At 63.6% G+C, this 25,284-nt stretch carries 24 protein-coding genes, 1 tRNA gene and 1 pseudogene; 11 read left to right on the top strand and 15 right to left on the bottom strand.

Translation table 11 applies throughout. The annotated features are described in order from the left end of the window. Positions 1–64: 64 nt before the first annotated feature. From ACVWVY_RS06825 to ACVWVY_RS06810, 4 genes and pseudogenes are all read left to right on the top strand, one after another. Positions 65–820, top strand: coding sequence for a Crp/Fnr family transcriptional regulator (locus tag ACVWVY_RS06825; RefSeq protein ID WP_456625656.1), 756 nt, complete (start codon positions 65–67; stop codon positions 818–820). 338 nt (positions 821–1,158) lie between these two features. Beyond that, on the top strand, positions 1,159–2,985 hold the full coding sequence (gene typA / locus ACVWVY_RS06820; protein ID WP_456625655.1) for a translational GTPase TypA: 1,827 nt from the start codon (positions 1,159–1,161) through the stop codon (positions 2,983–2,985). 163 nt (positions 2,986–3,148) lie between these two features. Beyond that, a pseudogene (locus ACVWVY_RS06815) lies at positions 3,149–3,331 on the top strand (FAD-dependent oxidoreductase); the annotation flags it as partial. Then, on the top strand, positions 3,243–4,409 hold the full coding sequence (locus ACVWVY_RS06810) for a flavin monoamine oxidase family protein (RefSeq protein WP_456632122.1): 1,167 nt from the start codon (positions 3,243–3,245) through the stop codon (positions 4,407–4,409). The pseudogene ACVWVY_RS06815 and the gene ACVWVY_RS06810, both read left to right, overlap by 89 nt. 140 nt (positions 4,410–4,549) lie before the next feature. Here ACVWVY_RS06810 and ACVWVY_RS06805 read toward each other — a convergent pair whose 3' ends face one another. From ACVWVY_RS06805 to ACVWVY_RS06790, 4 genes are read right to left on the bottom strand one after another with little or no spacing between them, the layout of a single operon-like run. Continuing rightward, positions 4,550–4,957, bottom strand: a complete 408-nt coding sequence (locus ACVWVY_RS06805; protein ID WP_456625654.1) for a thiol-disulfide oxidoreductase DCC family protein — start codon at positions 4,955–4,957, stop codon at positions 4,550–4,552. Between the two features lie 34 nt (positions 4,958–4,991). Next, positions 4,992–6,311 (bottom strand): SDR family oxidoreductase, encoded by a 1,320-nt coding sequence (locus ACVWVY_RS06800; RefSeq protein WP_456625653.1) that lies wholly within the window; start codon positions 6,309–6,311, stop codon positions 4,992–4,994. A gap of 6 nt (positions 6,312–6,317) precedes the next feature. Then, positions 6,318–6,785 carry a DUF2269 family protein gene (locus ACVWVY_RS06795; protein ID WP_456625652.1) on the bottom strand — a complete coding sequence of 156 codons (468 nt, stop codon included), beginning with the start codon at positions 6,783–6,785 and terminating at the stop codon, positions 6,318–6,320. Next, on the bottom strand, positions 6,782–7,681 hold the full coding sequence (locus tag ACVWVY_RS06790) for an alpha/beta hydrolase family protein (RefSeq protein WP_456625651.1): 900 nt from the start codon (positions 7,679–7,681) through the stop codon (positions 6,782–6,784). The genes ACVWVY_RS06795 and ACVWVY_RS06790 overlap by 4 nt, the downstream gene beginning before the upstream one ends. Before the next feature lie 287 nt (positions 7,682–7,968). Here ACVWVY_RS06790 and ACVWVY_RS06785 point away from each other — a divergent pair, with 287 nt between their 5' ends. The 3 genes from ACVWVY_RS06785 (at position 7,969) to ACVWVY_RS06775 (ending at position 10,754) form a co-directional block, all read left to right on the top strand. Then, positions 7,969–8,478: an N-acetyltransferase family protein gene (locus ACVWVY_RS06785; protein ID WP_456625650.1), complete on the top strand. Its 510-nt coding sequence runs from the start codon at positions 7,969–7,971 to the stop codon at positions 8,476–8,478. A 98-nt stretch (positions 8,479–8,576) separates the two neighbouring features. Beyond that, a complete protein-coding gene (gene ppa, locus ACVWVY_RS06780; protein WP_456625649.1) occupies positions 8,577–9,107 on the top strand; it encodes an inorganic diphosphatase in 531 nt (176 codons plus the stop codon). A gap of 165 nt (positions 9,108–9,272) precedes the next feature. Further along, positions 9,273–10,754, top strand: coding sequence for a M20 family peptidase (locus ACVWVY_RS06775; protein WP_456625648.1), 1,482 nt, complete (start codon positions 9,273–9,275; stop codon positions 10,752–10,754). Between the two features lie 139 nt (positions 10,755–10,893). Here the strand turns inward: ACVWVY_RS06775 and folD are convergent, their stop codons facing one another. The 3 genes from folD to ACVWVY_RS06760 are packed head-to-tail and all read right to left on the bottom strand — an operon-like array spanning position 10,894 to position 12,444. Further along, positions 10,894–11,778, bottom strand: coding sequence for a bifunctional methylenetetrahydrofolate dehydrogenase/methenyltetrahydrofolate cyclohydrolase FolD (gene folD, locus ACVWVY_RS06770; protein ID WP_456625647.1), 885 nt, complete (start codon positions 11,776–11,778; stop codon positions 10,894–10,896). Between the two features lies 1 nt (position 11,779). Then, positions 11,780–12,112 carry a DUF167 domain-containing protein gene (locus ACVWVY_RS06765; RefSeq protein ID WP_456625646.1) on the bottom strand — a complete coding sequence of 111 codons (333 nt, stop codon included), beginning with the start codon at positions 12,110–12,112 and terminating at the stop codon, positions 11,780–11,782. 41 nt (positions 12,113–12,153) lie between these two features. Continuing rightward, positions 12,154–12,444 (bottom strand): YggT family protein, encoded by a 291-nt coding sequence (locus ACVWVY_RS06760; RefSeq protein WP_456625645.1) that lies wholly within the window; start codon positions 12,442–12,444, stop codon positions 12,154–12,156. 181 nt (positions 12,445–12,625) lie between these two features. Between ACVWVY_RS06760 and ACVWVY_RS06755 the strand changes: the two genes are divergently transcribed. Next, positions 12,626–12,701 (top strand) — tRNA-Ala (locus ACVWVY_RS06755). A gap of 112 nt (positions 12,702–12,813) precedes the next feature. On the opposite strand, the gene ACVWVY_RS06750 is transcribed toward ACVWVY_RS06755, so the two are convergent. The 5 genes from ACVWVY_RS06750 to ACVWVY_RS06730 all read right to left on the bottom strand — a co-directional run bounded on the left by ACVWVY_RS06750 (position 12,814) and on the right by ACVWVY_RS06730 (position 16,751). Next, positions 12,814–13,626, bottom strand: coding sequence for an enoyl-CoA hydratase (locus ACVWVY_RS06750; RefSeq protein ID WP_456625644.1), 813 nt, complete (start codon positions 13,624–13,626; stop codon positions 12,814–12,816). Between the two features lie 24 nt (positions 13,627–13,650). After that, a complete protein-coding gene (locus ACVWVY_RS06745; protein ID WP_456625643.1) occupies positions 13,651–14,157 on the bottom strand; it encodes a nuclear transport factor 2 family protein in 507 nt (168 codons plus the stop codon). Between the two features lie 108 nt (positions 14,158–14,265). Continuing rightward, positions 14,266–15,063 carry a glutamine amidotransferase gene (locus tag ACVWVY_RS06740; RefSeq protein WP_456625642.1) on the bottom strand — a complete coding sequence of 266 codons (798 nt, stop codon included), beginning with the start codon at positions 15,061–15,063 and terminating at the stop codon, positions 14,266–14,268. Between the two features lie 168 nt (positions 15,064–15,231). Continuing rightward, positions 15,232–16,011: an SDR family NAD(P)-dependent oxidoreductase gene (locus ACVWVY_RS06735; protein WP_456625641.1), complete on the bottom strand. Its 780-nt coding sequence runs from the start codon at positions 16,009–16,011 to the stop codon at positions 15,232–15,234. A gap of 233 nt (positions 16,012–16,244) precedes the next feature. Then, positions 16,245–16,751, bottom strand: coding sequence for a tellurite resistance TerB family protein (locus ACVWVY_RS06730; RefSeq protein ID WP_456625640.1), 507 nt, complete (start codon positions 16,749–16,751; stop codon positions 16,245–16,247). 367 nt (positions 16,752–17,118) lie between these two features. On the opposite strand from ACVWVY_RS06730, the gene ACVWVY_RS06725 reads away from it, so the two are divergent. Next, positions 17,119–17,595, top strand: a complete 477-nt coding sequence (locus ACVWVY_RS06725; protein ID WP_456625639.1) for a hypothetical protein — start codon at positions 17,119–17,121, stop codon at positions 17,593–17,595. Positions 17,596–17,598: 3 nt separating this feature from the next. Here the strand turns inward: ACVWVY_RS06725 and ACVWVY_RS06720 are convergent, their stop codons facing one another. The 3 genes from ACVWVY_RS06720 to ACVWVY_RS06710 form a co-directional block, all read right to left on the bottom strand. Continuing rightward, positions 17,599–19,008, bottom strand: a complete 1,410-nt coding sequence (locus ACVWVY_RS06720) for a DUF5939 domain-containing protein (RefSeq protein WP_456625638.1) — start codon at positions 19,006–19,008, stop codon at positions 17,599–17,601. Positions 19,009–19,135: 127 nt separating this feature from the next. Beyond that, positions 19,136–20,521, bottom strand: a complete 1,386-nt coding sequence (locus tag ACVWVY_RS06715; RefSeq protein ID WP_456625637.1) for a cytochrome P450 — start codon at positions 20,519–20,521, stop codon at positions 19,136–19,138. Between the two features lie 142 nt (positions 20,522–20,663). Further along, positions 20,664–22,037: a hydrolase gene (locus ACVWVY_RS06710; RefSeq protein ID WP_456625636.1), complete on the bottom strand. Its 1,374-nt coding sequence runs from the start codon at positions 22,035–22,037 to the stop codon at positions 20,664–20,666. A 149-nt stretch (positions 22,038–22,186) separates the two neighbouring features. Between ACVWVY_RS06710 and ACVWVY_RS06705 the strand changes: the two genes are divergently transcribed. Continuing rightward, positions 22,187–23,878, top strand: coding sequence for an MFS transporter (locus ACVWVY_RS06705; protein ID WP_456625635.1), 1,692 nt, complete (start codon positions 22,187–22,189; stop codon positions 23,876–23,878). 233 nt (positions 23,879–24,111) lie between these two features. After that, positions 24,112–25,251 carry a TRAP transporter substrate-binding protein gene (locus ACVWVY_RS06700; RefSeq protein WP_456625634.1) on the top strand — a complete coding sequence of 380 codons (1,140 nt, stop codon included), beginning with the start codon at positions 24,112–24,114 and terminating at the stop codon, positions 25,249–25,251. Positions 25,252–25,284 lie beyond the last annotated feature (33 nt).

Raw genomic sequence — 25,284 nt, 5'->3', positions numbered from 1 at the left:
CCACTAGTGAACACATAAACGAGATCGGATCGATTATTGTGCTCTGGCGGGAACGGGAACCTCAATGATTTCGAAACAGGATGACACGACCGGCGGGCGCCCGTTCAACAATCTGCTGCGCCGCCTGAACGACGCCGATTTCGGGTTGATCGAACCGCACCTCGTCCCGGCCGACGCCGCTCCGAACGACCTGCTCTACAGCCCCGGCGACCACGTCGAGACCGTGCACTTCCCCTGCGGTCCCAGCCTCGTGTCCTACATGGTGACCAACGAGGACGGCCGCGATGTCGAAACCATCCTGATCGGCCGCGAAGGCGCCGTCGGGGGCATCGTCAGCCAGGGCTATCTCCCCGCCTATACCCGCATCACCGTCAAATTCGCCGGACCGTTCGTGCGGCTGCCGGTCGGCAAGCTCGAGGCGGCGAAGTCGAAATCACTTACCCTGAGCAATATTTTCGCCCGTTACGCCGACTGCATGCTGGCCCAGATCTTCCAGTCCACCGCCTGCAATGCCATCCATTCGATCGAGCAGCGCACGGCGAAATGGATCGTTTCGGCGATGGAACGCGCCGACGGCGACGAGGTCGTGCCGCTGACCCATGAGCAATTGGCGACCCTGCTCGGGGTCGGCCGCTCCTATACCAGCCGGGTCATTCAGACCTTCAAGGCGGAAGGTACGCTGGAGACCCGGCGTGGCTCGATCCTGGTCCGTAACCCCGAGGCCATGCGAAACCGGTCCTGCCGGTGCAACGAGGCGGTCAAGGCCCACTTCGAAGAGGTCTTGCGGGGGGTCTATCCCGACCCCGAAAAGGGCAATTAAGGCCGGCGAGGCGTCCAAAATCAGCTAACCAAATGCCAAACAAACCATTGTTTTTTGGTGTTTTCTGAATATATTGCGCCGCAACGCGTAAGGTGTGCCCGGTCCTTTTGGCCGGGCTTCCTTTTTGGGGGGAAAGCGCCCCCGGAGCATGATCCGGAAAAGTGAGTAACGGTTTTCCGAAAAGATCTTGCTCAAACAAAATAGACGGAGCGGGATGACGGTTCGAAGAAGCGTCATCACGCGCCAGTATTCCAGGTTTTAGAGCGCGATCCGGAAAAGTGGGTCCCGGTTTTCCGGTGAGATCGCGCATCCACCTTTGCACGACCAGAAGAAGAGCCATGAACCTTCGTAACGTCGCCATCATCGCCCACGTCGACCACGGCAAGACCACGCTGGTTGACCGCCTACTGCAGCAATCCGGCACCTATCGCGAGAACCAGAAGGTGACGGAGCGCGCGATGGACTCCAACGATCTGGAGCGCGAGCGCGGCATCACCATTCTGGCCAAGGCCGCCTCGGTGCAGTGGAAGGACACCCGCATCAACATCGTCGACACCCCCGGCCACGCCGATTTCGGCGGCGAGGTCGAGCGCATCCTGAACATGGTGGACGGCGCGCTGGTGCTGGTCGACGCGGCCGAAGGTCCGCTGCCGCAAACCAAGTTCGTGGTCTCCAAGGCGCTCAAGGTCGGGCTGAAGCCGATCGTGGTCATCAACAAGGTCGACCGTCCCGACGCGCGGCCGACCGAAGTCATCAACGAGGTGTTCGACCTGTTCGCGGCGCTGGACGCCAGCGAGGAGCAGCTCGATTTCCCGATTCTGTACGGATCGGCCAAGCAGGGCTGGATGGCCGACAGCCCGGATGGCTCCCACGACGCCGGCATGCAGCCGCTGTTCGACCTGATCGTGCGCCACGTCGCGCCGCCGACCGTCGAGGAAGGCCCGTTCCGGATGATCGGCACCATTCTCGAAGCCAACCCCTATCTCGGCCGCATCATCACCGGCCGCATCTCCTCGGGTTCGATCAAGCCGAACCAGGCCGTGAAGGTGCTCGGCGCCGACGGCAAGACGATCGAGCAAGGCCGCATCACCAAGATCCTCGCCTTCCGCGGCATCGAACGCACCCCGCTTGAGGAAGCCGACGCCGGCGACATCGTCGCCATCGCGGGCCTCACCAAGGGCACCGTCGCCGACACCTTCTGCGATCCCACGGTCGAGACGCCGCTGGTGGCGCAGCCGATCGATCCGCCGACGGTTTCGATGTCGTTCATCGTCAACAACTCGCCGCTCGCCGGCACCGAAGGCGACAAGGTGACCTCCCGCATGATCCGCGACCGCCTGCTGCGCGAAGCCGAGGGCAATGTCGCGCTGCGCGTGGTCGAGGCCACCGACAAGGATGCGATGGAAGTCTCCGGCCGCGGCGAATTGCAGCTCGCGATCCTGATCGAGACCATGCGCCGCGAAGGTTTTGAACTCTCGGTGTCGCGTCCCCGCGTGGTGCTGCAGAAGGACGAGGCCACCGGCCAGTGGAAGGAGCCGATCGAGGAAGTCGTGATCGACGTCGACGAGGAGCATTCCGGCGTCGTCGTGCAGAAGATGAGCGAGCGCAAGGCCGAGATGATCGAGATGCGCCCCTCCGGCGGCAACCGCCTGCGGCTGGTGTTCTACGCGCCGACCCGCGGCCTGATTGGCTACCAGGGCGAACTGCTGACCGACACCCGCGGCACCGCGATCATGAACCGCCTGTTCCACGGCTACGCACCCTACAAGGGCGACATCCAGGGCCGCCGCAACGGCGTCTTGATCTCCAACGATCAGGGCGAAGCGGTGGCTTACGCGATGTTCAAACTGGAAGACCGCGGCCCGATGATGATCGAGCCGGGCTGGAAGGTCTACAAGGGCATGATCGTCGGCGAGCACACCCGCGACAACGACCTCGAGATCAATGTGCTCAAGGGCAAGCAGCTCACCAACATCCGCACCACCTCCAAGGACGAAGCGGTGCGCCTGACGCCGCCGATCCGGATGACGCTGGAAAAGGCGCTGGCCTATATCGAGGACGACGAATTGGTCGAAGTGACCCCGAAGTCGATCCGCCTGCGCAAGAAGTTTTTGGACGCCAACGACCGCAAGCGCGCGGAAAAGGCCAAGGAAGCGGTGGCGTAAGCCAGTCCTGTCATGCCCCGCGAAGGCGGGGCATCCAGTACGCCGCGGCCTCTCGAGTCATCACGAATGCCTCTGGAATACTGGATCACCCGCTTCCGCGGGTGATGACAGCCATGCTTAGGGTGGCTTTAGCGTGCAAAACGAACATGCTAGAGGCAAGGGCATGTCTTCCCTCCCCTCCTCAGTCGATGTCGCCATCATCGGCGCCGGCGCCGCCGGCCTCGGCGCCGCGAATGCGCTGAAGAATTCCGGCCTCTCTGTCCTCGTGCTGGAAGCGCGCGACCGCGTCGGCGGCCGGGCGCACACCATCATGGCCTCGCCTGACGTCACCATTCGACGTCGGCTGCGGCTGGCTGCATTCGGCGGACGAAAATTCCTTCGTCAAAATCGCCGAACAACTGAATTTCGAAATCAACAAGTCGCTGCCGCCCTGGCGCGACCGCGCCTATGGCAAGGCGTTTCCGCAGGACGACCGCGACGATTTCATCCGCGCGCTGAACGCGTTCTACGATCGTGCCGAGCAGGCCGCGATCGAGGCTGAACAGAGCGGCCGCGACGGCCCCGCCAATGTTTGCCTTGAACCCGGCAACCGCTGGAACCCGATGATCGATGCGATCTCGACCTACATCAATGGCTGCGAACTCGATTCCGTCTCCCTTCTCGACATGGATGCCTATGAGGATACCGACCTCAACTGGCGCATCCGGCGCGGCTATGGCGCGCTGATTGCCGCCTATGGCGCGACATGTCCGCTCGCGCTCAATTGCGAGGTGACGCTGATCGATCACTCCGGAAAGCGCGTCCGCATCGAGACGTCGCGAGGCACGCTGACCGCCGACAAGGTCATCGTCACCGTGCCGACCAATTTGATCGCCGACGAGGCCATCCGCTTTCATCCGCCCTTGCCGGCAAAAGTCGACGCCGCGCGCGGCCTGCCGCTCGGCCTCGCCGACAAGGTGACGCTCGCTTTGGACGAGCCGGAGGCGCTGCCAAAGGAAGGCAATCTGCGCGCCGCCACCATGCGCACCGCAATGGGCACGTATCACATCCGCCCGTTCGGCCAGCCCTGCATCGAAGGTTTTTTCGGCGGCCGTTTTGCGCAATCGCTGGAAGACGCCGGCGAAGGCGCCCTCGCCGCGGAGAGCATCAACGAGATCGTCTCGATCCTCGGCAACGATTTTCGCCGCAAGCTGAAGCCGCTGGCGGAATCGCGCTGGGCCCATGATCCCTTCGCACGCGGTTCGTATTCGCACGCGCTGCCGGGGCACGCGGGGGATCGGGCAATACTGGCCGCGCCCGTCGATGGGCGATTGTTCTTTGCGGGAGAAGCGACGTCGCCGGGGTTCTTCTCGACCGCGCATGGGGCGAGGGACAGCGGGGAAAGAGCGGCGGGAGAAGTGTTGGCTACCCAGGCTAAGCGGTGAGCCCCCGCATCGTCATTGCGAGCGAAGCGAAGCAATCCATGCCGCGGCAAGGTGAGAGATGGATTGCTTCGTCGCTTCGCTCCCTTGCGCAAACACTTCGCGTTTGTCGCAGGCAATGACGGGTGAGGCGACTTCCGTCCTTACTCCATCACCCGCGCCCGCATCTCCGCATCCGGCACGAAGCACTCGTCATACTTCCCGAAAATCCGGTACCGATTGCGCGCAACGAGGCTGTAGAGCACGTCGCGCAGCGGCTTCGGCACGGCGAACAGGATTCGTACCCAGCCCCATCCCGGCAACAGGCTCAGCACGGTTAACGCCGCGTCGGATTTCAGCCACGCCACCCCGCCATGCACCACGGCATTGGTGTCGGGATCATCGGGATCGATCCCGAACGCCTGCGCCAGCCGCGTGCCGTAGGGTGACTGGATCGCGGTGAAGCGGAATTTTCGCGCGACGTCACGCGTGGCGACGAAGCGGACCCAGCGCGAGCAGAAGATGCAGACGCCGTCGTAGAGGATCACGTCATCGTCAGGCCAATGGCTCATGCACACTCTTTGTTTCACGTGTTTTCTTAAGACGCTATCTATTATCCAGCGTCAGCAGCGCCACCAGCATCAGCACGACGGCGGGGCCGGTCTTCACCAGCGCGCCGAGCGGCTCGAACCATAGGTCCGGCGTCAGGATCGCGGCGCCGAGCATATAGCCGAGCGACGCGACGATGCCCGCCATCAGCCCCAATGCCGCGGTGCGGCGGAACGCGATCAGCACGCCGATGCTCATATCCATCAGGCTGGTGCCGATGGTGATGGGGGCAACCAGCCACGGCGGAAAGCCGTGGCTGCTCAAAATCCCGGCCGCGGCGTCATAGGAAATCACCAGCGCAATGAAGCCCGAGACGACCCAGAACACCACGAGGCTTGCGATCATCAGCGCCTTGATAGGGAACAGCCGGGCAAACCATTTGTCCTGAATGGTCGCCGGGCGTTTTCCGGCCGTCTGTTCAATGCGCTTCGGCACGATGCCGGTCGCGGCCATCCAGTCGGCGGGATCGCCGCTGACGCCCCGGCGCAGCTCCGCGATTGCCGTGGTTCGCATCGGCGGCATCCAGCCGAGCCGGTTTGCGAGATCGCCGAGCCGGGCGCCGAGATCGAGCAGGAACGCCGGCACGACGACGCGCCACCATCTGCCGGTGCCGAACACCTCGCGGAATTGATCGATCACGTCACCGAGCGTGACCGGCTGCTCCTGCATCAGGTCCCACGTCACAGCGTTCGCCTCGCCGGGATCGCGCGCCGCAAGCCAGGCGATGGTCGCGGCAATGTCTTCCATGGCGACCGGCTGGAAGGGCGCAGCCCGCTCAGTGGCCGGAAGATCGAGCGGAAACGCCGCCAGCGAGCGCACCATCGCGCTGCCGCCATAGGCCGCAAGCGCCACCACGAAGCCCGGCCGCAGGATCGTGAACGCGATGCCGGATTCCGCGATCAGCCGCTCGGCCTCGCGTTTGGTGGTGCTGAAGGCGGTGCGGTCGGACTCGGGCGTGCCGGGAATCGAGATATGCACCAGCCGGATCGCACGGTCGCTGTCGCGGATCGCCTGCAACAACCGCGCGACGAAATCGCGATGCACGGCGGCGGTGTCGCTGCCGGGGCCGTCCTGCAGCACGCCGAGGCAATTGACGACGACATCGATGCGGTGATCGCGCAGCAGCCGCGCCAGCGTGGCTGCTTCCATCGACATGACCGGCAGTTCGAGATCGAGCGGCCCGCTCTTCTGCGAGGCGGATAATCTTCGGGCAACGCCCACTACGGAAAATCCCCGTGCGCGCAGGTCGTCGGTCACGAAGCGGCCGATCAGGCCGGAGGCGCCGAGCACGAGGATTTTTCGATTACCGGCGTTCATGCTTGCCTAAAGCGGTTTGGCGATCATCAACCAGAGAATAGCCATGACAGCGCCAAAACCGGGAATCCCGAACAGAAACCAGCGGTGGAAAAGTGCGAAATAGCGCGGCGGCAACTTCTGGTTCTGCTCAGCCGCCTTGGCCGCGAGATCACGCATTTCGATCTGCATGAAGATGACCGGCACCCAGAACAGCCCGGCGACCGCATAGAGCCCGAGCGAGGTCACCAGCCAGCGTTCGCTCCACGCGGTAGAGGACAGCCACATCAGCACGCCGCCGCTCACCGGCTGCAGCAGCACCGCCGTCAGCGTGAACAGCATGTCCGCGATCACGACGGTCGCGGCCGTCCGCGCGATGAAGGCCGCGTCCCGGCTGCGATGGGCCATCAGCATGAAAAACGCGATACCCGCGCCGGTGCCGAGAATGACGATCGCGCCTGTTACATGCAGGTATTTGACGAGGAAATATAGCGTCATCGCTTCTTCGCCGAGGTTGGCAATCGCGCCTTCAGGGCGCGATCGAGTTCGCTTGCCGCCAGTTTTACCCCACCCTCGGTTTCCACCAGCCAGTGCCCCTCGCTGCCATAAGCCGGCAGCACCCGAAAATCGGCCTTGCCACCGGCGCCCCGAAACGCGTCGACCATTTGGCGCGACAGCGCAGGCGAGAAATAGCTGTCATTGGCGGCCACCAGCCAGGTCACCTTCACGCGCGCGGCCTTGCCGAACTCGCCCGCCGCGGCCATCAGCGTATGCGGCGCGCAGACCCGGTTGGGAAAATCATTGGCATGCCCGCCGCGCCCCGGCGCGAACGCGACGATGGCGGCAATGTCCTTTGGATCTTCGCTGGCCAGCGCCAGCGCGCCCCAGGCGCCGGCCGAATGACCGGTCACGACCATGCCCTCGGGGCGGATGAAGGGTTGCTTGCGCAGAAGGCCGGCTGCGGCAGCGATCTCATCCGCCGTGACGCGGCCAGATTTGGCGTAGTCAGCCTCGTCGCAGCCGCCTTGATCTTCGAGGTATTTTCCGCCCGTCGCGCCATGGCCCGGACGCTCGGGGACCAGCACGGCAAAACCGCGCGCCACCAGCCAGGCGGCGAGCGCGCGGTATTCGGGCTGCGGCATTTGCGCTCGTCGCAGCACGTTTTGGGTGGTGGCGTGCGCGATCACGGCAAGCGGAAACGGCCCCTCGCCGGGCGGCCGAAACAGCACCGCATGCGCCGCGGTGACGGGATCGGGAGACGGTACCAGCCATTGCTGCAGCCGGTGAGGCTCGCCCTCCGCACCTTGCGCGCCAAGGGCAGGCTGCGCGGATGCGGCCTTCACACCGAGCGCGACAACGAGAACCAGCGCAAAAAGCAGGTTTGGCGGATGCATGAGGGGTCCGACACAGCCGAGGGAGGGCGCAATCCGAGGTCACCAACAGAATACCGCCGGCGAATCAAATCCAGCGCATTTTTCCGTGAACGGAATTTGGGGAGGCGTTTCCCTCGATGATTCTGACAACCATTTCGCCCGCAATCATCGGCAAATACCGGTTAAGGACAGCACCGTTGTCCTCTTTCGATACATACGACCGTAAAACTGATGCAGGAAATCCACAGGTTAACCGATAATTAACGATGGACCTTGAAGCCGGCCCGCCGACTTGCTTTGATTAGCTCATGAGCACAACCCTGATAGAGGTTCGACCGGCCAAGGCTGCGGATGCAGCCGCGGTGGCGTCTACCCATGATGAAGCCTGGCGGTCCGCCTATCAGGGTATCATTCCCGGCGCCGAGCTCGAGAAACTCATTAACCGTCGCGGCCCGCAATGGTGGGACAGCGCGATCCGCAAGGGTAGCCGCGTCAGCGTGCTGGTGTTCGGCGACAAGGTCGCAGGCTACGCTAATTACGGCCGCAACCGTGCTCGCAGCCTGCATTTCGAGGGCGAGATCTACGAGCTCTATCTGCGTCCGGAATTTCAGGGCCTCGGCTTCGGCCGCCGCCTCTTCACATCAGCCCGGCGCGATCTGATGCAGAGCGGGCTGAAGAGCATGGTGATCTGGGCGCTATCCGACAACGATCCCGCGACGGAATTCTACCGCGCGCTCGGCGGCCGCATGGTGGCACGCTCCTCGGAGAAGTTCGGCCCCAAGTCGCTCGACAAGGTCGCTTTCGCCTGGACCAATTGAGCCTAATTGAGGCTTTCCCCTGCTTTGCTGCGGGTTTAAACGGACCCTGACGCGTGCCTGATTTCCAGGCGTGCCCTTAACGCAAAGCGGAGTCTGACATGCGTATTGACGCCATCCCGATCGGAGTAAATCCGCCGCACGACGTCAACGTCATCATCGAAGTGCCCGTTGGCGGCGAGCCGATCAAATATGAGATGGACAAGGAAGCCGGCACGCTGGTGGTCGACCGCTTCCTCTATACGGCGATGCGCTATCCCGGCAATTACGGGTTCATCCCGCACACGCTGTCCGGCGACGGCGACCCCTGCGACGTGCTCGTCGCCAATACCCGTGCGATCGTGCCGGGCGCCGTGATGAGCGTTCGCCCCGTCGGCGTATTGCTGATGGAAGACGAGGCCGGCGGCGACGAGAAGATCATCGCGGTGCCTTCCTCGAAGCTGACCCAGCGTTACGACAAGGTCAAAACCTACAGCGACCTCCCCGACATCACGCTGCAGCAGATCCAGCACTTCTTCGAGCACTACAAGGATCTCGAAAAGGGCAAATGGGTGAAGGTACTGCGCTGGGGCGACGCCGAGGACGCCCGCCGGCTGATCCTGGAAGGCATCGAACGGGCGAAGAAGAAGTAGGCGCCCCAAGGCCGTCATTGCCTGCGGCAAACGCGAAACGGTTGCGCAAGGGAGCTCGCGACAAAATTGCAAAGCAATTTTGCGCGGAAGCGACGAAGCAATCCATTTTACCGCTTGTTTCGCCATGGATTGCTTCGCTACGCTCGCAATGACGGGGGAAACACCATGCGCCGGCTGATCCGCATCATCCGCAACATCCTGCTGCTCGCGATCGCCGTTATCGTCCTCCTCGCCAGCGTATTGGCATTCAACACCCTCACCCACGGTTCGCGGCAGCTGCAGGTGGCGGCCGTGCCGCGCGCCGAGGTCGACGCCCAGGCAGCGGCCAAGCGCCTGGCCGAAGCGATCCGCTTCCGGACGATTTCGAGTTACGAAAAGCCCGACCAGCATGCCGAAGCGCTGCGCGGCATGCAGGCCCATATCGAAAAGAGCTTTCCGGCATTTCACGCCGCCGTCAAACGCGAAATCGTCGGTCGCTACAGCCTGCTCTACACCTGGGCAGGCACCGACCCGAGGGCGCAGCCGATCGCGTTCCTTGCGCATCAGGATGTCGTGCCGGTGGCGCCAGGCACCGAAAAGGACTGGCAACAGCCGCCCTATGACGGCGTAATATCAGACGGCTTCATCTGGGGCCGCGGCTCCTGGGACGACAAGGGCAACCTCTATTCCATCCTGGAGGCTGCCGAAGCCATGACCAAGGCCGGCTTCCGCCCCAAGCGCACGATCTATTTTGCATTTGGTCATGACGAAGAGACCGCAGGCACCGCCGGCGCCAAATCGATCGCGGCACTGCTCGCCTCGCGCGGCATCCGTCTCGACTTCGTGATCGACGAGGGCCTGTTGATCACCGAAGGCATCATGAAGGGCCTCGACAAGCCGGCGGCACTGATCGGCGTTGCCGAAAAGGGCTATGCCACGCTGGTCTTGAACGCGCAGGCCGTGCCCGGCCATTCCTCGATGCCGCCGCGCGATACCGCGATCGGCATGATGAGCGCGGCGCTGGCGCGGCTGGAGGATCACCGCTTGCCGATGCAGGTCCGCTCTACCGTCGCGGAGATGTTCGACACGTTGGCGCCGGAGATGTCCGGCTTCAACCGCGTGGTGCTGTCGAACCTCTGGCTGTTCAAGCCGCTATTGCTGCGCGAATTCGCAAATAGCGGGCCCAGCGAGGCGATGGTGCGCACCACCACGGCGCTGACGATCTTCAACGCCGGCGACAAGGATAACGTACTGCCCGGCAATGCCGAGGCGACGGTCAATTTCCGCCTGATTCCCGGCGACACGCAGAAGAGTGTGATCGATCACGTACGCGGGACGATCGCCAACGATCGCATTTCGATCAAGCCGTTTCCCGGCAATACCGACCCGCCGCCGGTGACGGCGACCGCAAGTCCGTCGTTCCAAATGCTCAACCGCACCATCCGGGAAATCTATCCGGACGTGATCGTCGCACCTGGCCTGATGGTGGCCGCCACCGACTCGCGCCACTACACAGGGATTACCGACACGATTTTTCGCTTCTCGCCGGTGCGCGCCAATTCGGAAGATCTGAAGCGTTTTCACGGCACCAATGAGCGCCTTCCCGTCGAAGGCTATGCCGACATGATCCGGTTTTATCGGCGGTTGATCGAGAACGCGGCGGGGTGACCTCTCCGCCGTCATTGCGAGCGATGCGAAGCAATCCACGCCTCGGCGCGGGGAGAGATGGATTGCTTCGCGGAGCCTGTCATCCGGCGGCGCTTCGCGCCGACCGGGTGGCTCGCAATGACGAGGAGAGAGCGCAGGCTCACACGCCCGGCGTCGCCAGCCGGTGAATCGCACAGGCCGCGCGCAGCGTATTCACCAGCAGACACGCCACCGTCATTTGCCCGACACCGCCGGGCACCGGCGTGATCGCGCCGGCGACCTCGGCCACCTCCTTGAACGCGACGTCACCGACCAGCCGGGTCTTGCCATCGGCCAGAGGCAGGCGGTTGATGCCGACATCGATCACGGTGGCGCCTGGCTTGATCCAGCCGGCGCGCACCATCTCGGGCTTGCCGACGGCGGCATAGACCAGATCGGCGCGGGCGCAGAGTTGCGGCAGATCCTTTGAGCGCGAATGCGCGATCGTCACCGTCGCATTCTCATTGAGCAGCAATTGCACCAGCGGACGGCCGACCAGGTTGGAGCGGCCGATCACGATCGCATTCATGCCTTCCAGCGAGGCATGCACACTCTTGGTCAGGATGATGCAGCCGAGCGGCGTACATGGCGACAGCGCGGCAAAACCACCGGCGAGCCGGCCGGCATTGTTCGGGTGCAAGCCGTCGACATCCTTGGCCGGGTCGATGGCGTTGATGACGGTTTCGGTGTGGATCGATTTCGGCAACGGCAATTGCACGAGAATGCCGTGCACCGCGGGATCGCCGTTGAGCTTTGCGATCAGCGCCAGCAGATCGGCCTGCGCGACGTCTTCGGGCAATACGTGCTCGAACGACGCCATGCCGGCTTCCTGGGTCTGCTTGTGCTTGCTGCGGACATAGACCTGGCTGGCCGGATCGCTGCCGACCAGCACCACGGCAAGGCCCGGCGTGAGCTGATGCTCGCGCTTGACCCGGGCAACCTCTTCCGCGACGCGGGCGCGAAGCTCCGCTGCAATGACTTTTCCGTCGATAATGCGTGCCGTCATCTCAATCTTTCGTCTTCTCTATCTGTGCGGCTGCCGCCTTCCGGAGCGTTTCGCCGAGAATCCTGGGATCGCCGTCGACGGCGACCTGCTTGAGGCGCGAGGTCGTGCCCGACAGAATTTTTACCTTGGCCTTCGGCACGCCGAGCACTTTCGCCAGCAGCTCGGTCACCGCACGGTTGGCCTCGCCGCCATCGGCGATGGCGCGGACGCGAACCTTGACCACGGAGCGGCCGTTGGCGAGCGTTTCAATTCCGTCGATATCGTCGCGGCCGCCGCGCGGCGTCACCCGCAGCGCGACGCTGATGCCTTCGGTGGAATAGCGCCAGGGATCCATAGGACATCCATCAGGCATCCATCGGCTATCGGCGCCTGCGATCAGATGACGTTGGGATAGATGTAATAAAGGATCACCCGCTGGATGAACATGATGAGCAGGATCAGGATGATCGGCGAGATATCGAGCCCGCCCAGATTGGGCATGAACCGGCGGATCGGCGCCAGCGCCGGCTCGGTAATCCGGTAGAGGAACTCGGCCACCGCCGCGACGAACTGGTTGCGCGTGTTCACGACGTTGAAGGCGATCAGCCAGGACAGGATGGCCGAAGCGATCAAAAGCCAGACATAGAGGTCGAGGACGATGATGATGATGTCGAGGACAGCGCGCATGTGGAGGGGGCTCGCAGGTGGGGTACCAGCTAGATACCGGTTCATCCCCCCGCAAACAAGGGAAGTTCCCGGCAAAATGACGCCAAAATCGGTGCTTTAACCGTTCTTGACTTGGCCTTGGGCCGGACTGTAAATGGCGCCGATTGTCGATCGCTTCGGGTCCTCTCGAGGCGGTCGCGATGGGGCCATAGCTCAGCTGGGAGAGCGCGTCGTTCGCAATGACGAGGTCGGCGGTTCGATCCCGCCTGGCTCCACCAGCCTTCGCAGGCTGCGCCTGCTTCGGCTAGGCAAGCCTCCATCGTAGCGAAGGCTGCCTCGCCATAGTCCGAAGGGCGACGGCGGGCCTAGGCAAGCCCCCTACCCTCCCCCTCACTTCCCCGTAAACCTTGGCGCCCTCTTCTCCACAAAACTCGCCACGCCCTCCCGGAAATCGCTTCCCTTCAGCGCGACCTGCATTTCGCGGTTGGCGTCGATGGTGGCTTCCGCCAGCGTCTGGAACGGCACGTCGTAGAGCTGGCGCTTGATCACCGAAATCGCGCTGGGCGAGACGAAATCGGCCAGATCGCGCGCATAAGCATAGGTCTGCTCGCGCAACAGGTCCGGCGGATAGAGGCGGTTGACCAGCCCGATCCGCAGCGCCTCCTCGCTTGAGACCCGCCGCGCGGACATCAGCAAATCGAGCGCGTTGGCGTGACCGACGATGCGCGGCAGCATCCAGCTGATGCCGTGCTCGGCGATCAGCCCGCGGCGCGCAAACGAGGTGGTGAAGACGGTGTTGTCGGCGGCAAAACGCAGGTCGCAATACAGCGCATGAACCAGGCCGATGCCGGCGGTGGCGCCGTTCAGCATGCCGATCACGGGCTTTGGGATCGCCGGATAATAAGCGTAGCGCGTCTGCCAGTCCGCCCGGCGGTTCATGTCGAACGGCGGGGTGTTCTCGCCGCGCCGGATCTCGCTGGGATCGATGGCTTGCAACGCCTCCATATCCGCGCCGGCGCAGAAGGCGCGCCCGGCGCCGGTGAGCACGATGACGCGGACGTCGTCATCGCCGGCCGCCGCCTCCATCGCGCGGCGCACATCACGCTCCATGGTCGCGGTCCACGCATTCATGCGGTCCGGCCGGTTGAGCGTGATGGTCGCGATCTTGTCGCTCACCTCATAGAGAATATGCTGATAGGTCACGGCGATCTCTCCCTGTTGTTCTTGTCATCGACGTTTCGCGCGCGAGCCTTTCGGGCGCGCCAGATAATCTAACGTTTCCGGCCGCTCCTTGAGCCATCCGGTCCAGCGCCGGAATACTTTTTCCATCCGCGACGGTTCGACGCCGAGCTGCGCCATCGCAACCCCACCATTGACGGATTCCCGGTATTCGGCGATCAGCCCGTCACGCAGGATGAAGCGGCTGATGCCGTCGATCACCACGCGCCGGTCCTTGAACTGCGGAATCGTCGACGTGAAGCTCGACAGCCACCAGGCATAACCCTGGTGACCGTCGAACACCGGATCGAACATTTCCCAGCGATAGTCGGTGGCGTCGCGATGAAACAGGTTCTGCATCATATCCGCGATGTCGGCGCGGCCTTGATGCGGGCCGTAGATGTAGTCGTGATAGACGGCGTCTTCGGTGAAATGGCTGGCGAAGCGCGCGCCATCGCCCGACTCCGCCGACAGCGTGAAATCACTGAGGAGCCGCGCGAACTCGTCGCCAGTCATGTCGCCTCCCATTTGCCTGCTGGTGTCCGCAGGCTTCAGGCGGCGACACTATCACATCCCGGAATTTTGAAAGACGTTTGGGGCGCGCAGGGAAATTCCGCGTGGCGGCTATTCGGCGGCATCCAGCATGATCGCGCGCGGCGCGCATGCGATCCAGCCCGCAATGAAACTTTTCAACCACGCCCGCTCGATCACGTCGTGCACCGCGCGGCCTTCGAAGTGAAGGTGACGCAGCTGCGCGCCCGGCTGCTCCATGCGGACGCAACCCCGCGTGGTCCAGCGATGCATCATGGCGTAGGTCACGTCGGGATGGAACTGGAAGCCGAATGCGTGACCGTGCTGATACGCCTGCACCGGAAAGTCGTCGCCTTCGGCAAGCAGTTTTGCGCCGCGAGGCAGTTGAAATCCCTCGCCGTGCCAGTGGTAGACGCGCTCCGGCCAATCCGGGCAGAGCGCACGCCCCGCCTCCGTCGGACGGATCGGATAGTAGCCGACCTCCACCCGCCCTTCGTGATGCGGCGCGACCTGCGCGCCCAATTGCTTGGCAAGCATCTGCGCGCCCAGGCAGATGCCGAGAAACGGCCGCTGCTCACGCAGGGGAACTTCGATCCAGTCGATTTCGCGACGGACATAATCGTCGGAGTCGTTGGCGCTCATCGGGCCGCCAAAGATGACCGCGCCGGCATGCTGGCCCAGTGTTTGCGGCAGGGGATCGCCGAACCGCGGACGCCTTATGTCGAGGGGAAAGCCGAGCGCCCGCAGCGCATTGCCGACCCGTCCCGGGGTCGAGGTCTCCTGATGGAGAACGATCAGGACCGGCAGCGAGGCGGCGGCGGCTGAAGCAACCGCCCTCGGGCCCGGAAAAGGCAGAATATTTTCGTCATTTTTGCCCGACCGGAACGACATCGACGTTGCTCTGGCGCCTCAAACCCAAACCATACGCAAGTGAGTATTAATTTGGCGTGAGCTCACGCACACTCGCGAAAATCTAAAAGCAAGTCGCGGGCCAGATACGGTCTCCGCCGCGCGTTCCTGGCACGCGCGCGCTTTTCCCCGCAAAAATACGTGGTTTTTTCAGCGCTGGCGGAGCTGGAGACGGCCGACGGCGCCCAGGATAAAGGAGCGCGGGAAGAGCCGGAGCAGGAACGGCACGATCTTGATGCCGATACCGGGCATCACTGCCCGCTTGTTCGCCATCAATCCGTGATAGGCCTGTTGCGCGACGTCGGCGGGCAAGACCTTTAGAACGGCCGAATCGAAACCGGGCTTGAACCCGGCGCGCGCCTGGAATTCCGACGGCACCGGACCGGGGCAGAGCACCGTCACGCGCACGCCATGCGGCGCCAGCTCGGCCCGCATCGCCTCCGTGAACGACAGCACATAGGCCTTGGTGGCGTAGTAAACCGCCATTCCCGGCCCCGGCAGAAAGCCGGCGATCGAGCCGACATTGAGCAAGCCGCCGCGGTTGCGAATCATTTGTTCGGAGAACCGCAGCGACAGATCGGTCAATGCGCAGATGTTGACCGCGATCATGTCGAGCTGATCGGAGCGATCGCGCTGGACTGCCCTGCCAAACAGGCCGAAGCCGGCATTGTTGACGACGTACTCCACTTCCAGGTCGGCCGCGGCCAGAGCTTCGGCAATCCTGTCGCAGGAATCAGGCTGCACGAGGTCGCAGGGAATGACGATCGGAGCCGCGCCGCCCGCAGCCGTGATTTCAGCCGCCAGCGCTTCCAGGCGATCGGCGCGGCGCGCCACCAGCGCCAGACGATGGCCATGGGAAGCAAAAACGCGCGCCAGCTCGGTGCCTATTCCCGCCGATGCACCGGTAATCAGCGTCACACGTTCGGTCACGATCGAATGCTCTTAAATCAATTGCAGGTAGCCGCTAGCGGCAGAACGAGAGCATAGGCGCACAGTGTGACGCAAGCCATGTGCATGGGTACATGCCATGCACAGTTACGCCCCCCGGCAATCGAAGTTCAATATTTTCAGGCCTATCGCGCCTGTTCGCCGCCGATGGTGCGGCACATTAAAGTTTCGTCATCTGCCGTGACGCACAATTCACGAGTGTAACGGCGCCGCGGTTATGTCGCCGCGTCGGCCGTTTTCGATAGGTCCTCGGACGAGGCCGGTTGCCGCTGCTCCGCCACCTTGTGCTTGAGATCGATCCGGTCGCGCGATGAAATACCGAGCAGATCGGCCGCGCGCCAGACGACGTTATCCTCGAACTCGCTGACCTGGCCATCCGCATATACCAGCTCCCACATCATCTCGATGATGCGCAGCCGGCCCTCCTCATTGACCGAACGCATGATGACGCTGGTGAAGTGATAGAGATCGACCGCCTCGCCTTCGGCACGCGTAGCCTGCGCGATCAAATGATCCGCGGTACCGGGATCGAGCTTGAAGCGGCTTTCGATCAGACTATGCAATTTGCGCTTCTCAACCGCGCTCGGCTCCCCATCGAGCGAGACGACGTGAACCAGCAGCGCAGTGGCCGCCAGGAGATATCCGGTATCGTCGAACGCGAGATCCGGATCCGCACTGGGTGCAACGATGTCGGCAATGAATTGGCGCAGTCCGTCGAGCATCAGTCTACCTGCGAGGTGGTGAAAGTCTGTCGATCGAATATGGGTTGAAAATTCGGCCTCCGCAATCCACGCAACAAATGCCCGGCAGCGCCAGCGGATTAAATCGGCGTCATCTTGGACGTGACGGAAAATACCTGCGTCGAAACGCGAGTGCACGCACGCCAATCGCAGCGATTGCGAACCGTCGCTTGCCGGTGGGTCGCTCAAGTCCAGCAACCGTGCCGCTTGGAAAGAAGCGGCTTGCCGGCCAAAAGCCGGGCCGCGCGATTCGCCGCAGGCCACGCGGCCAACATCCAATTGCAAGTCATTCGCATTTGCATTAAAAGAGAACTCGTTGTTTTAACGAGAGATTTTCGAGAAAACGCTCATGACCTCCTTCCGCTTCGCACTTGGCGCTGCCGTTGTGCTCGGAATCGCTTCGGGCGCTGCACTGGCGGCGGGCGACCTGTCGCGGCAGACGCCGATCGAGGTGACGGTCGATCTCGGCTCGCCCGGCAAACATGAATTCACGCCGAAGCAGCTGAAATTTGAAACCGGCAAGCTCTACAAGCTGATCCTGCGCAACACGAGCAGCGATCCGCATTACTTCACCTCGCATGCGTTCTCGCAGATGGTGTTCACGCGCAAGGTGCAGGTGACGCAGCAGCAGAACGGCAAGGCCGTCACGCTCGCCGAATTCAAGGGCGCGATCCGCGAGATCGAGGTTTATCCGGGACAGTCAGCCGAGTGGTGGCTGGTGCCGGTCGCGGCCGGCCGGGCCAGCGACCTGCGCTGCGACATCAAGACCAGCGACGGCAAGACCCACGCCGAACTCGGCATGACCGGCGAAATCGTGATCGAGTAGCAATCAGGGTATCTCGTACACCACGATCTTGTCGGCGATGCCGCGCAGCGCGGCTTCCTTCTGGATCGGCCTGATCGCCTCCTTCTGAAGGATCGTGGCAACCGCCGCCGAATCAATCACCGGGCCGGTGATGTGGATCTCCTGCGAGGTCGAAAGGCTCTGCACCCGAGCGGCGATATTGACGGTCTGGCCGAAATAATCCTGCCGCTCGTTGAGCATCACCGCCAGGCACGGGCCTTCGTGGATACCGATCTTGACCATCAGGTCCTCCCTGCCGCGCTCGACATTGAGTGCGGCCATCGCCGCGCGCATGCGCAATCCCGCGACGATCGCATGTTCCGGCCTGATGAAGGTCGCCATCACGGCGTCGCCGATCGTCTTCACCACCGCGCCCTTCTCGGATGCGATGATTTCGAGTAGCGCATGGAAATGCGCCCGCACCAGATCGAAGGCGGCGAGATCGCCGACCCGCTCGTAGAGCGCCGTGGAGCCCTTCAGGTCAGTGAACAGGAACGTCAGCGACGTGATCTTCAGGCGCTGATCGACGTTGAGGTTATCCGCCTTGAAGACGTCGCGAAACGTCTGGTTCGACAGCATCCGCTTGGCGGTCAGGATCGGCTTGCGCTTGCCGAGCAGCTCATGGAGCGTGTCGTTGGCGACCCAGACCGCCGGAAGCACCCGGTGGTCGGTCTGGTTCTCAAGCGACAAACGCAGCGGCCCGGGACGCATCACGGTCGTGCCGGTCGGCGCGTGCAGCTTGTTGAAGACGATGGAAAACTGCTGGCGCTCGCGGGTCGGCTCGCCCTGGATATCCAGAAAATGCGCCGAATGCGTCACCGGCTCGAACACGATCACGAACTGATTGGGCAATTGCAGCGACAGCACCGCCTTCTCGCCCGCCGGCAGTTCGATGGCCTCGAGCGAAACCTCGTCGATCAGACGTGTGATCGATTCTTCGCTCAGGTCCATCCCCGAGCTCCAGAACATCTGGCGGTTATATTCCCAGATCGGCAGCGTGTTGGGATCATGCGCCGCGATGCGCCTGACGCGGGGACTGACGGTGAAGGAAACCTCCACACGGTCGTCGACGGATGCCTCGTAGCCCTGGGCGCATAACGCGCAATTGTAGTCGTCGTGCCGAAGCGATTTCAGGGTGTTGTGCGCGCCGAGCACGCCGCCGCAGCCGGGGCACAGGACATTCCAGCTGAGATCGAACAGCCCGAGGCGCGCGGAATGCAGGAAGGCCGAGATGACCTTTTCCTCGTCGAGCCCGTTCCGCGCAGAAAAATCCAGCAGGTTGATCCGGTTGAGATCGCGATCCTCGCCCTTCGCGATCAACTGCGAAATGGCATCCACGACCGCGGGATCGGCGGTCTGCCGCAGAACTGAGAACTGGGCCTGGGTATTGCTCATGCTGACAACCTAGATGACGTTGGCGAAGCGACTCCGCAAGGTACTCTCTGTCGTTTGGCACGTTCTGTTCGCGCGAACCGGCGATCGATCCTGATCAGGTCGGGGGAAGGCTTTCGCCTCAAAGACACTACCGGGGCGTGATGGCAAACATCGGCGAACGGTCAGGCTGCGTCGTCACTACGCCGATCGGCATCACGGGCTCCTTATCGACCAGCGCGACGCGAAACGCGCCGATCATCTTCGCCAGTGCCAGCGTTGCCTCGACCAGCGCGAAATGCGCGCCGATGCAGACGCGTGCACCGACGCCGAACGGCAGATAGGCAAAGCGATCGGGCGGCGTGCCGGTCATGAAGCGGGACGGGATGAAGGCGCTCGGCTCGCGCCAGAGCTTCTCGTGCCGGTGCAGCAGCCACGGCGCGATCAGGATGACATCCTTCTTCTTGACCGGAAGCCCCGCGATCGTGTCCGGCCCGCTGGCGGCACGGGCAATCAGGAACGCCGGCGGATAAAGTCGCATGGTTTCGTCGATCACCGCGCGGGTGAATTTCAGACGCTCGATATCGAGCGTGCCGTCGACGGTTGCACTCTGCACCTCGTTGGCGACCTCCTGCTGTGCCGCAGGATCGAGCGCCAGCAAATAGAGCGCCCAGAACAGCGCCGTTGCCGTCGTCTCATGGCCGGCCAGAATCATGGTCGCGATCTGATCGCCCAACTGGTCATCAGTGAAGGCCTCGCCGGTTTCCGGATCGCGCGCGTCACCCATCAGGTCGAACAGGTCGCGCGCAGGCGCACCCTCGTTCTTGCCGGCGGCGCGGCGTTCAGCCATCAGCATGCCAACGAACGCCGTCCAGCGCTTGCGGAAGCGGGCGCGGGACAAATCCTGCGGGCTCGGCCAGTTCAGCGGCAGCACCAGATCAAGAAAATGCGGACGCGCCAGCCGCTCGCCATACTCCATCACGAAGTCGCGCAACGCAGCGCCATGGCGGTCCATCCCGAACGAAAACATGGTGCGGCCGGCGATCTCCAGCGTCATCCGCTGCATGGCTTCGCGCAGGTCGACGGGCGCGTTGCTGGCGGCCCTGAGCTTGGCAACCGTCTCGTCGGTTGCCGCCAGCATGTGCGGAACGAGCGTCGAGACCGCCCGCGGCGTGAAGGCCGGCGCCAGCGTTCGGCGCTGATGTTTCCACGCGCGTCCTTCGGCAATCAGCAGGCCCTGGCCTAATATCGGACGTAACACCCGGAAGCTCACCGGCGTGCGCGTATAGTTCTCGAAATTGTCGACCAGCACGTGTCGGATCGCATCAGGCACGTTGAGAATGAAACTGCCACGCCCGAAAAAACGGCCCTGGACGATATCTTCTTCATAGGCCCGCTGGCCCCACATGCCGATAGGGCTGATGCGGATCGCCTTCAACCGCCCGAACATCGTCATGTCTTCGGGCGCCCGTGGCGGGCTTGGCGGCACCAGCGGCACCCGTGCGACCGGCATGTCGTAGGCTTCGGCTATGCTCATGGGTGCCACTTTCGTAGCCCGGATGAGCGCAGCGATATCCGGGATGTACCGAAGTCCCGCATATCGCTTCGCTCATGCGGGCTACTGCTCTAGCTATGTCTTTCGAACCGGGCTTCACAATGGCACGGCGGTCCACACAGAGTTAGTAAGTCAGTTCGGCAACCGCAATGCGGTTTTCCGACGCCGGCCAGGCCCGCGCCACGATACGTTCTGTATTGAACATTGATATCACCGCCCGGCCAACCTCCTCCGCCGGAAGGCGCAAGGTTGTGACCGAATCGGTCGGTACGCCGGATTTCACGTCCTTTGGCTCCTTGCCGTCGATCAGCACCACATCCCGCGGCAAGCCGAAATAGCCGCGCGGGCGCGACATCAGGACCACGGCACCCGCGCCCGCATCGGCCGGCCCGAGCGGTCGGGCGGCGCGCAGATGCACGACGTCGGAGGAGCGCGGAAATGGCGAGCGATAAAGATGCGTCGTGGGAGAGCCGGCCGATGCCAGCACTATTTCGAGATACCAGGCCGGCTCGACCTGCGCCGGGCCCCAGCGGCCGTCGGCGCCGGTTTGCGACGAATGGATTGGACCGCCGATGCGTTCGCCGGTGTCGGCGGAGACGCGATAGATTTCGACTGTTGCGCCCGAGACCGGGCGGTTGGTGACCACGCCGCCCGGCGTGCCCGTGACGAGCCCGCTCAGTTTGACTTCCGCTTCCGGCACGATCTCGATGCGTGACGGCTCCTGGCCTGCGATGAATTTATAGATCTCGCGAAACGCGCGTGGATGAAATGCGATCTCGCGATGATCGAGCGCGCCGAGCACGAGATTGGTCGCGCCCTTCAGCGCTGGCCCTTCCGTGGTCACGCCGGTCGGCGTGCCGGGCTTGCCGACAAACCGCGCGTCGGCTTGCGCATATTTGTCGATGCCGTCGCTGCGCAAGGTGAGGAACGCCGTGCCCGGCGTCACCTCGCTCTCACCTTCGTTCAAGCCGCGCAGGAACGGACCGCGGCCGTTGAACTCGCCGCCCGGACCATCGTCCCAATCATAGATGCCGTGGTTTGGGACACCGCACAGCACGGCATGGCTAATGTCGGCGCCGCCGCCATTCTTGATGTAGTTGCGGATCGAATAGCCGCCGCGCGAATTGCCGACGAGCGCGACGCGCGACGCGCCAGTGCGACGCTGCAATTCCTTGACGGCCTCGCCGAGCTCGCGGCGCTGGTCTTCGGTCGAGGAACGGTTTGCCTGCTCCACTTTGTCATCGGTGCGCGCCAGCGGATCGGTGAAACTGATGGCGAGCATCCGGTCCCGCGGCACACCGTTGGATTCCATGCGCCATAATGTGGTGATCCAGAGCGCCGCATGGTCGCCATTACCATGCACGAACAGGACCGGCGGAACCGCCGCCAGCGCCGTCTGCGCCCGTACCTGCAGGCCAAAGAGCGGAAGGCCGAGTGAGCCCGCCAGCAACGGCAAAGCTCCCGCACTCTTCAGGATCGACCGCCGCGATAGCCCCATTTCGAAACCTCCCGTTGCTTTTCAGTACCTTAGCTGTGCTGTAGCACCGCCGAAAGCGGTGTAACGACTGGACAGGCCAGGGTTTTCGCAGGCATCACTTTAAATTCGAATGGAATCAAGCCGGTGACAGAACGCCAACGGAACCGATCATGACCGACCAGCCGAAACGCCCGCGTCTTGCGACTGAAGGCATCACAGCGCCGCTGCGGCATGGGGTGTTCCGGCGTATCTGGCTCGCCAGCCTCGTATCCAACCTCGGCATATTGATCCAGGGCGTCGGCGCGGCCTGGGCGATGACGCAGATGACCTCTTCCGCCGACAAGGTCGCGCTGGTGCAGACCGCGCTGATGCTGCCGATCATGCTGATCGCGATGCCGGCCGGCGCCATTGCCGACATGCACGACCGGCGCGTCGTCGCGATGGTCTCGCTCGCCATTGCGCTGGTTGGCGCAACGGTGCTGACCGTGCTGGCGTGGCTCGGCCTCGTGACGCCGAATATCCTGCTGGCGCTGTGTTTCGTCGTCGGCAGCGGCATGGCGCTGTTCGGGCCGGCCTGGCAGGCCTCGGTCAGCGAACAGGTGCCGGCGGAAACGCTGCCGGCGGCGGTCGCGCTCAACGGCATCAGCTACAACATCGCGCGCAGCTTCGGGCCGGCGATCGGCGGCATCGTGGTCGCGACCGCGGGCGCCGTGGCGGCGTTCGCCGTCAATGCGGTGCTGTACCTGCCGCTGATGACGGTGCTGTTTCTGTGGAACCGCACCCACGAACCGTCGCGCCTGCCGCGCGAACGTCTTAACCGCGCCATCGTCTCGGGCGTGCGCTACATCGCAAACTCCCCGTCGATCCGCATCGTCCTGATCCGGACATTGGTCACCGGCTTGATCGGCGGCTCGGTCTCGGCGCTGATGCCGCTGGTCGCCCGCGACCTGCTGCATGGCGGCGCGCAAACTTACGGCATCATGCTGGGGGCCTTCGGCATGGGCGCGGTGTTTGGCGCGCTGAATATCGGCGAGGTGCGCCGGCGCATGAGCGGCGAAGCCGCGGTGCGCGCCTGCGCGATATCGATGGCCGGCGCGATCGCTTCGGTCGCCCTGAGCACGAACGCCATCTTGACGGCGGTCGCCCTGGTGCTCGCCGGCGCGGTGTGGATGCTGGCGGTCGCGCTGTTCAACATCGGCGTGCAGCTCTCGGCGCCGCGCTGGGTCGCAGGGCGTTCGCTGGCGGCTTTCCAGGCTTCGATCGCCGGCGGTATCGCCCTGGGAAGCTGGGGCTGGGGACACCTCACCGACATTGCCGGCGTGGAGATTGCGCTACTGGTTTCGGCCGGTCTGATGCTGGTATCGCCGCTGCTTGGAATCTGGCTGCGCATGCCGCCGGTCGGCGCGCGCAACGAGGATGCCACCGACGTCCTTGCCGATCCCGAGGTGCGGCTGTCGCTGACCGGCCGCAGCGGGCCGCTGGTGGTCGAGATCGAGTATCGCGTCGCGCAGGACAGCGCGCGCGCGTTCCACAATGTGATGCAGGAAGTGCAGCTCAGCCGCCAGCGCAACGGCGCCTATGGCTGGTCGATCGCGCGCGACATCGCCGACCCGGAATTATGGACCGAGCGCTACCACTGCCCGACCTGGCTGGATTACCTGCGCCAGCGCAGCCGCCCGACGCAATCCGAGCGCGCCCTGCACCAGCGCGCGATCGACTTTCATCTCGGGCCCGAACCGATCCGCGTCCGCCGCATGCTGGAGCGGCCGTTCGGTTCGGTCCGCTGGAAGGAAGATACCCCCGACCGCGCCGCCAACGAGGTCTTGCCGGTGGTCGCGACCGCGGCGGGCAGCAGCACCTGATTTTAGCGACGGAGTGCGATCGCGCGGTGCTCCCGGCTGGCCGTTAACCAATCGGGCCGCCGGCCGGCGCCATGGTGGTGCTCTTTGGGATGCTCATGGGTTGCCGCCCACGACCGCGCCGCAACGCCGCACTGGTATAACGTATCCTTGCCAAAGCTCGGGCCCGGCCCGTAGAGTTCGCGTCAACCAACAACGGCCGGCCGTCCAAGGACCGGTCCAACCGGGAGGACTTCATGACCAAACCAACCAAGGACAAGACTTCGACGCGCCGCCGCTTCCTGAAAGTGGCTGCAGCGGGGGCTGCCGCGGCAGTTGCCGCTCCGACCGTCGTCAGCGCCCAGGGGCCGATCAGCATGCGCTGGCAGAGCACCTGGCCGTCAAAGGACATTTTCCACGAATACGCCCTCGACTACGCCAAGAAGGTCAACGACATGACCGGCGGCGATCTCAAGATCGAGGTGCTGCCGGCAGGCGCCGTGGTGCCCGCCTTCGGACTGCTCGATGCGGTATCCAAGGGCGTGCTCGACGGCGGCCATGGCGTGCTCGTCTATCACTACGGCAAGCAGACCGCGCTGGCCTTGTGGGGTTCGGGACCGGGCTTTGCCATGGACGCCAACATGCTGCTGTCCTGGCACCGCTACGGCGGCGGCAAGGAGCTGCTCGCCAAGCTCTATGAATCGATCGGCGCCAACGTCGTGTCGTTCCCCTACGGGCCGATGCCGACGCAGCCGTTCGGCTGGTTCAAGAAACCGATCGCCAAGGCCGACGACATCAAGGGCCTGAAGTACCGCACCGTCGGCATCTCCATTGACGTGTTCACCGCGATGGGCGCGGCCGTCAACGCGCTGCCCGGCGGCGAAATCGTCTCCGCCATGGACCGCGGCCTGCTCGACGCGGCCGAGTTCAACAATGCCACCTCGGACCGCGTGCTCGGTTTCCCCGACGTTTCCAAGGTCTGCATGCTGCAGAGCTATCACCAGAACGCCGAGCAGTTCGAGATCACCTTCAACAAGGACAAATACAACGCGCTGCCGGAGAAGATGAAGGCGATCATTGCCAACGCCGTGGACGCGGCTTCGGCGGACATGTCCTGGAAGGCGATCGACCGCTACTCCAAGGACTATGCGGAGATGCAGAGCAAGGACAACGTCAAGTTCTACAAGACGCCCGACGCCATCCTGAAGCAGCAGCTCGAAGTCTATGACGAGGTGGTCAAGAAGAAGTCGGCGGAAAATGCGCTGTTCAAGGAAATCCTGCAATCGCAGCTTGCATTCGCCAAGCGGACGACGCAGTGGGAGCAGGACACGGTGGTAAGCCGCAAGATGGCCTATGATCATTATTGGGGCGCCAACGGCGCAGCCAAGAAGATCTGACGCCACTCTGAAAATGCTCTAAATTAGCAAAGC

The sequence above is a fragment of the Bradyrhizobium sp. URHC0002 genome, assembly GCF_054059515.1.
The sequence above is the reverse complement of the archived record's forward strand: the minus strand, read 5'-3'. Positions and strand labels throughout refer to the sequence as shown.

Excerpts from the sequence above, each read along its gene's own strand:
- ACVWVY_RS06745 (WP_456625643.1), bottom strand. The coding sequence starts at position 14,157 with ATGACTGGCGACGAGTTCGCGCGGCTCCTCAGTGATTTCACGCTGTCG.
- ACVWVY_RS06715 (WP_456625637.1), bottom strand. The coding sequence starts at position 20,521 with ATGAGCATAGCCGAAGCCTACGACATGCCGGTCGCACGGGTGCCGCTG.
- ACVWVY_RS06725 (WP_456625639.1), top strand. The coding sequence starts at position 17,119 with ATGACCTCCTTCCGCTTCGCACTTGGCGCTGCCGTTGTGCTCGGAATC.
- typA (WP_456625655.1), top strand. The coding sequence starts at position 1,159 with ATGAACCTTCGTAACGTCGCCATCATCGCCCACGTCGACCACGGCAAG.
- ACVWVY_RS06710 (WP_456625636.1), bottom strand. The coding sequence starts at position 22,037 with ATGGGGCTATCGCGGCGGTCGATCCTGAAGAGTGCGGGAGCTTTGCCG.
- ACVWVY_RS06795 (WP_456625652.1), bottom strand. The coding sequence starts at position 6,785 with ATGACGCTATATTTCCTCGTCAAATACCTGCATGTAACAGGCGCGATC.
- ppa (WP_456625649.1), top strand. The coding sequence starts at position 8,577 with ATGCGTATTGACGCCATCCCGATCGGAGTAAATCCGCCGCACGACGTC.
- ACVWVY_RS06720 (WP_456625638.1), bottom strand. The coding sequence starts at position 19,008 with ATGAGCAATACCCAGGCCCAGTTCTCAGTTCTGCGGCAGACCGCCGAT.
- ACVWVY_RS06760 (WP_456625645.1), bottom strand. The coding sequence starts at position 12,444 with ATGCGCGCTGTCCTCGACATCATCATCATCGTCCTCGACCTCTATGTC.
- ACVWVY_RS06740 (WP_456625642.1), bottom strand. The coding sequence starts at position 15,063 with ATGTCGTTCCGGTCGGGCAAAAATGACGAAAATATTCTGCCTTTTCCG.
- ACVWVY_RS06765 (WP_456625646.1), bottom strand. The coding sequence starts at position 12,112 with ATGGATCCCTGGCGCTATTCCACCGAAGGCATCAGCGTCGCGCTGCGG.
- ACVWVY_RS06785 (WP_456625650.1), top strand. The coding sequence starts at position 7,969 with ATGAGCACAACCCTGATAGAGGTTCGACCGGCCAAGGCTGCGGATGCA.
- folD (WP_456625647.1), bottom strand. The coding sequence starts at position 11,778 with ATGACGGCACGCATTATCGACGGAAAAGTCATTGCAGCGGAGCTTCGC.
- ACVWVY_RS06730 (WP_456625640.1), bottom strand. The coding sequence starts at position 16,751 with ATGCTCGACGGACTGCGCCAATTCATTGCCGACATCGTTGCACCCAGT.
- ACVWVY_RS06705 (WP_456625635.1), top strand. The coding sequence starts at position 22,187 with ATGACCGACCAGCCGAAACGCCCGCGTCTTGCGACTGAAGGCATCACA.
- ACVWVY_RS06825 (WP_456625656.1), top strand. The coding sequence starts at position 65 with ATGATTTCGAAACAGGATGACACGACCGGCGGGCGCCCGTTCAACAAT.
- ACVWVY_RS06800 (WP_456625653.1), bottom strand. The coding sequence starts at position 6,311 with ATGAACGCCGGTAATCGAAAAATCCTCGTGCTCGGCGCCTCCGGCCTG.
- ACVWVY_RS06700 (WP_456625634.1), top strand. The coding sequence starts at position 24,112 with ATGACCAAACCAACCAAGGACAAGACTTCGACGCGCCGCCGCTTCCTG.
- ACVWVY_RS06775 (WP_456625648.1), top strand. The coding sequence starts at position 9,273 with ATGCGCCGGCTGATCCGCATCATCCGCAACATCCTGCTGCTCGCGATC.
- ACVWVY_RS06790 (WP_456625651.1), bottom strand. The coding sequence starts at position 7,681 with ATGCATCCGCCAAACCTGCTTTTTGCGCTGGTTCTCGTTGTCGCGCTC.
- ACVWVY_RS06805 (WP_456625654.1), bottom strand. The coding sequence starts at position 4,957 with ATGAGCCATTGGCCTGACGATGACGTGATCCTCTACGACGGCGTCTGC.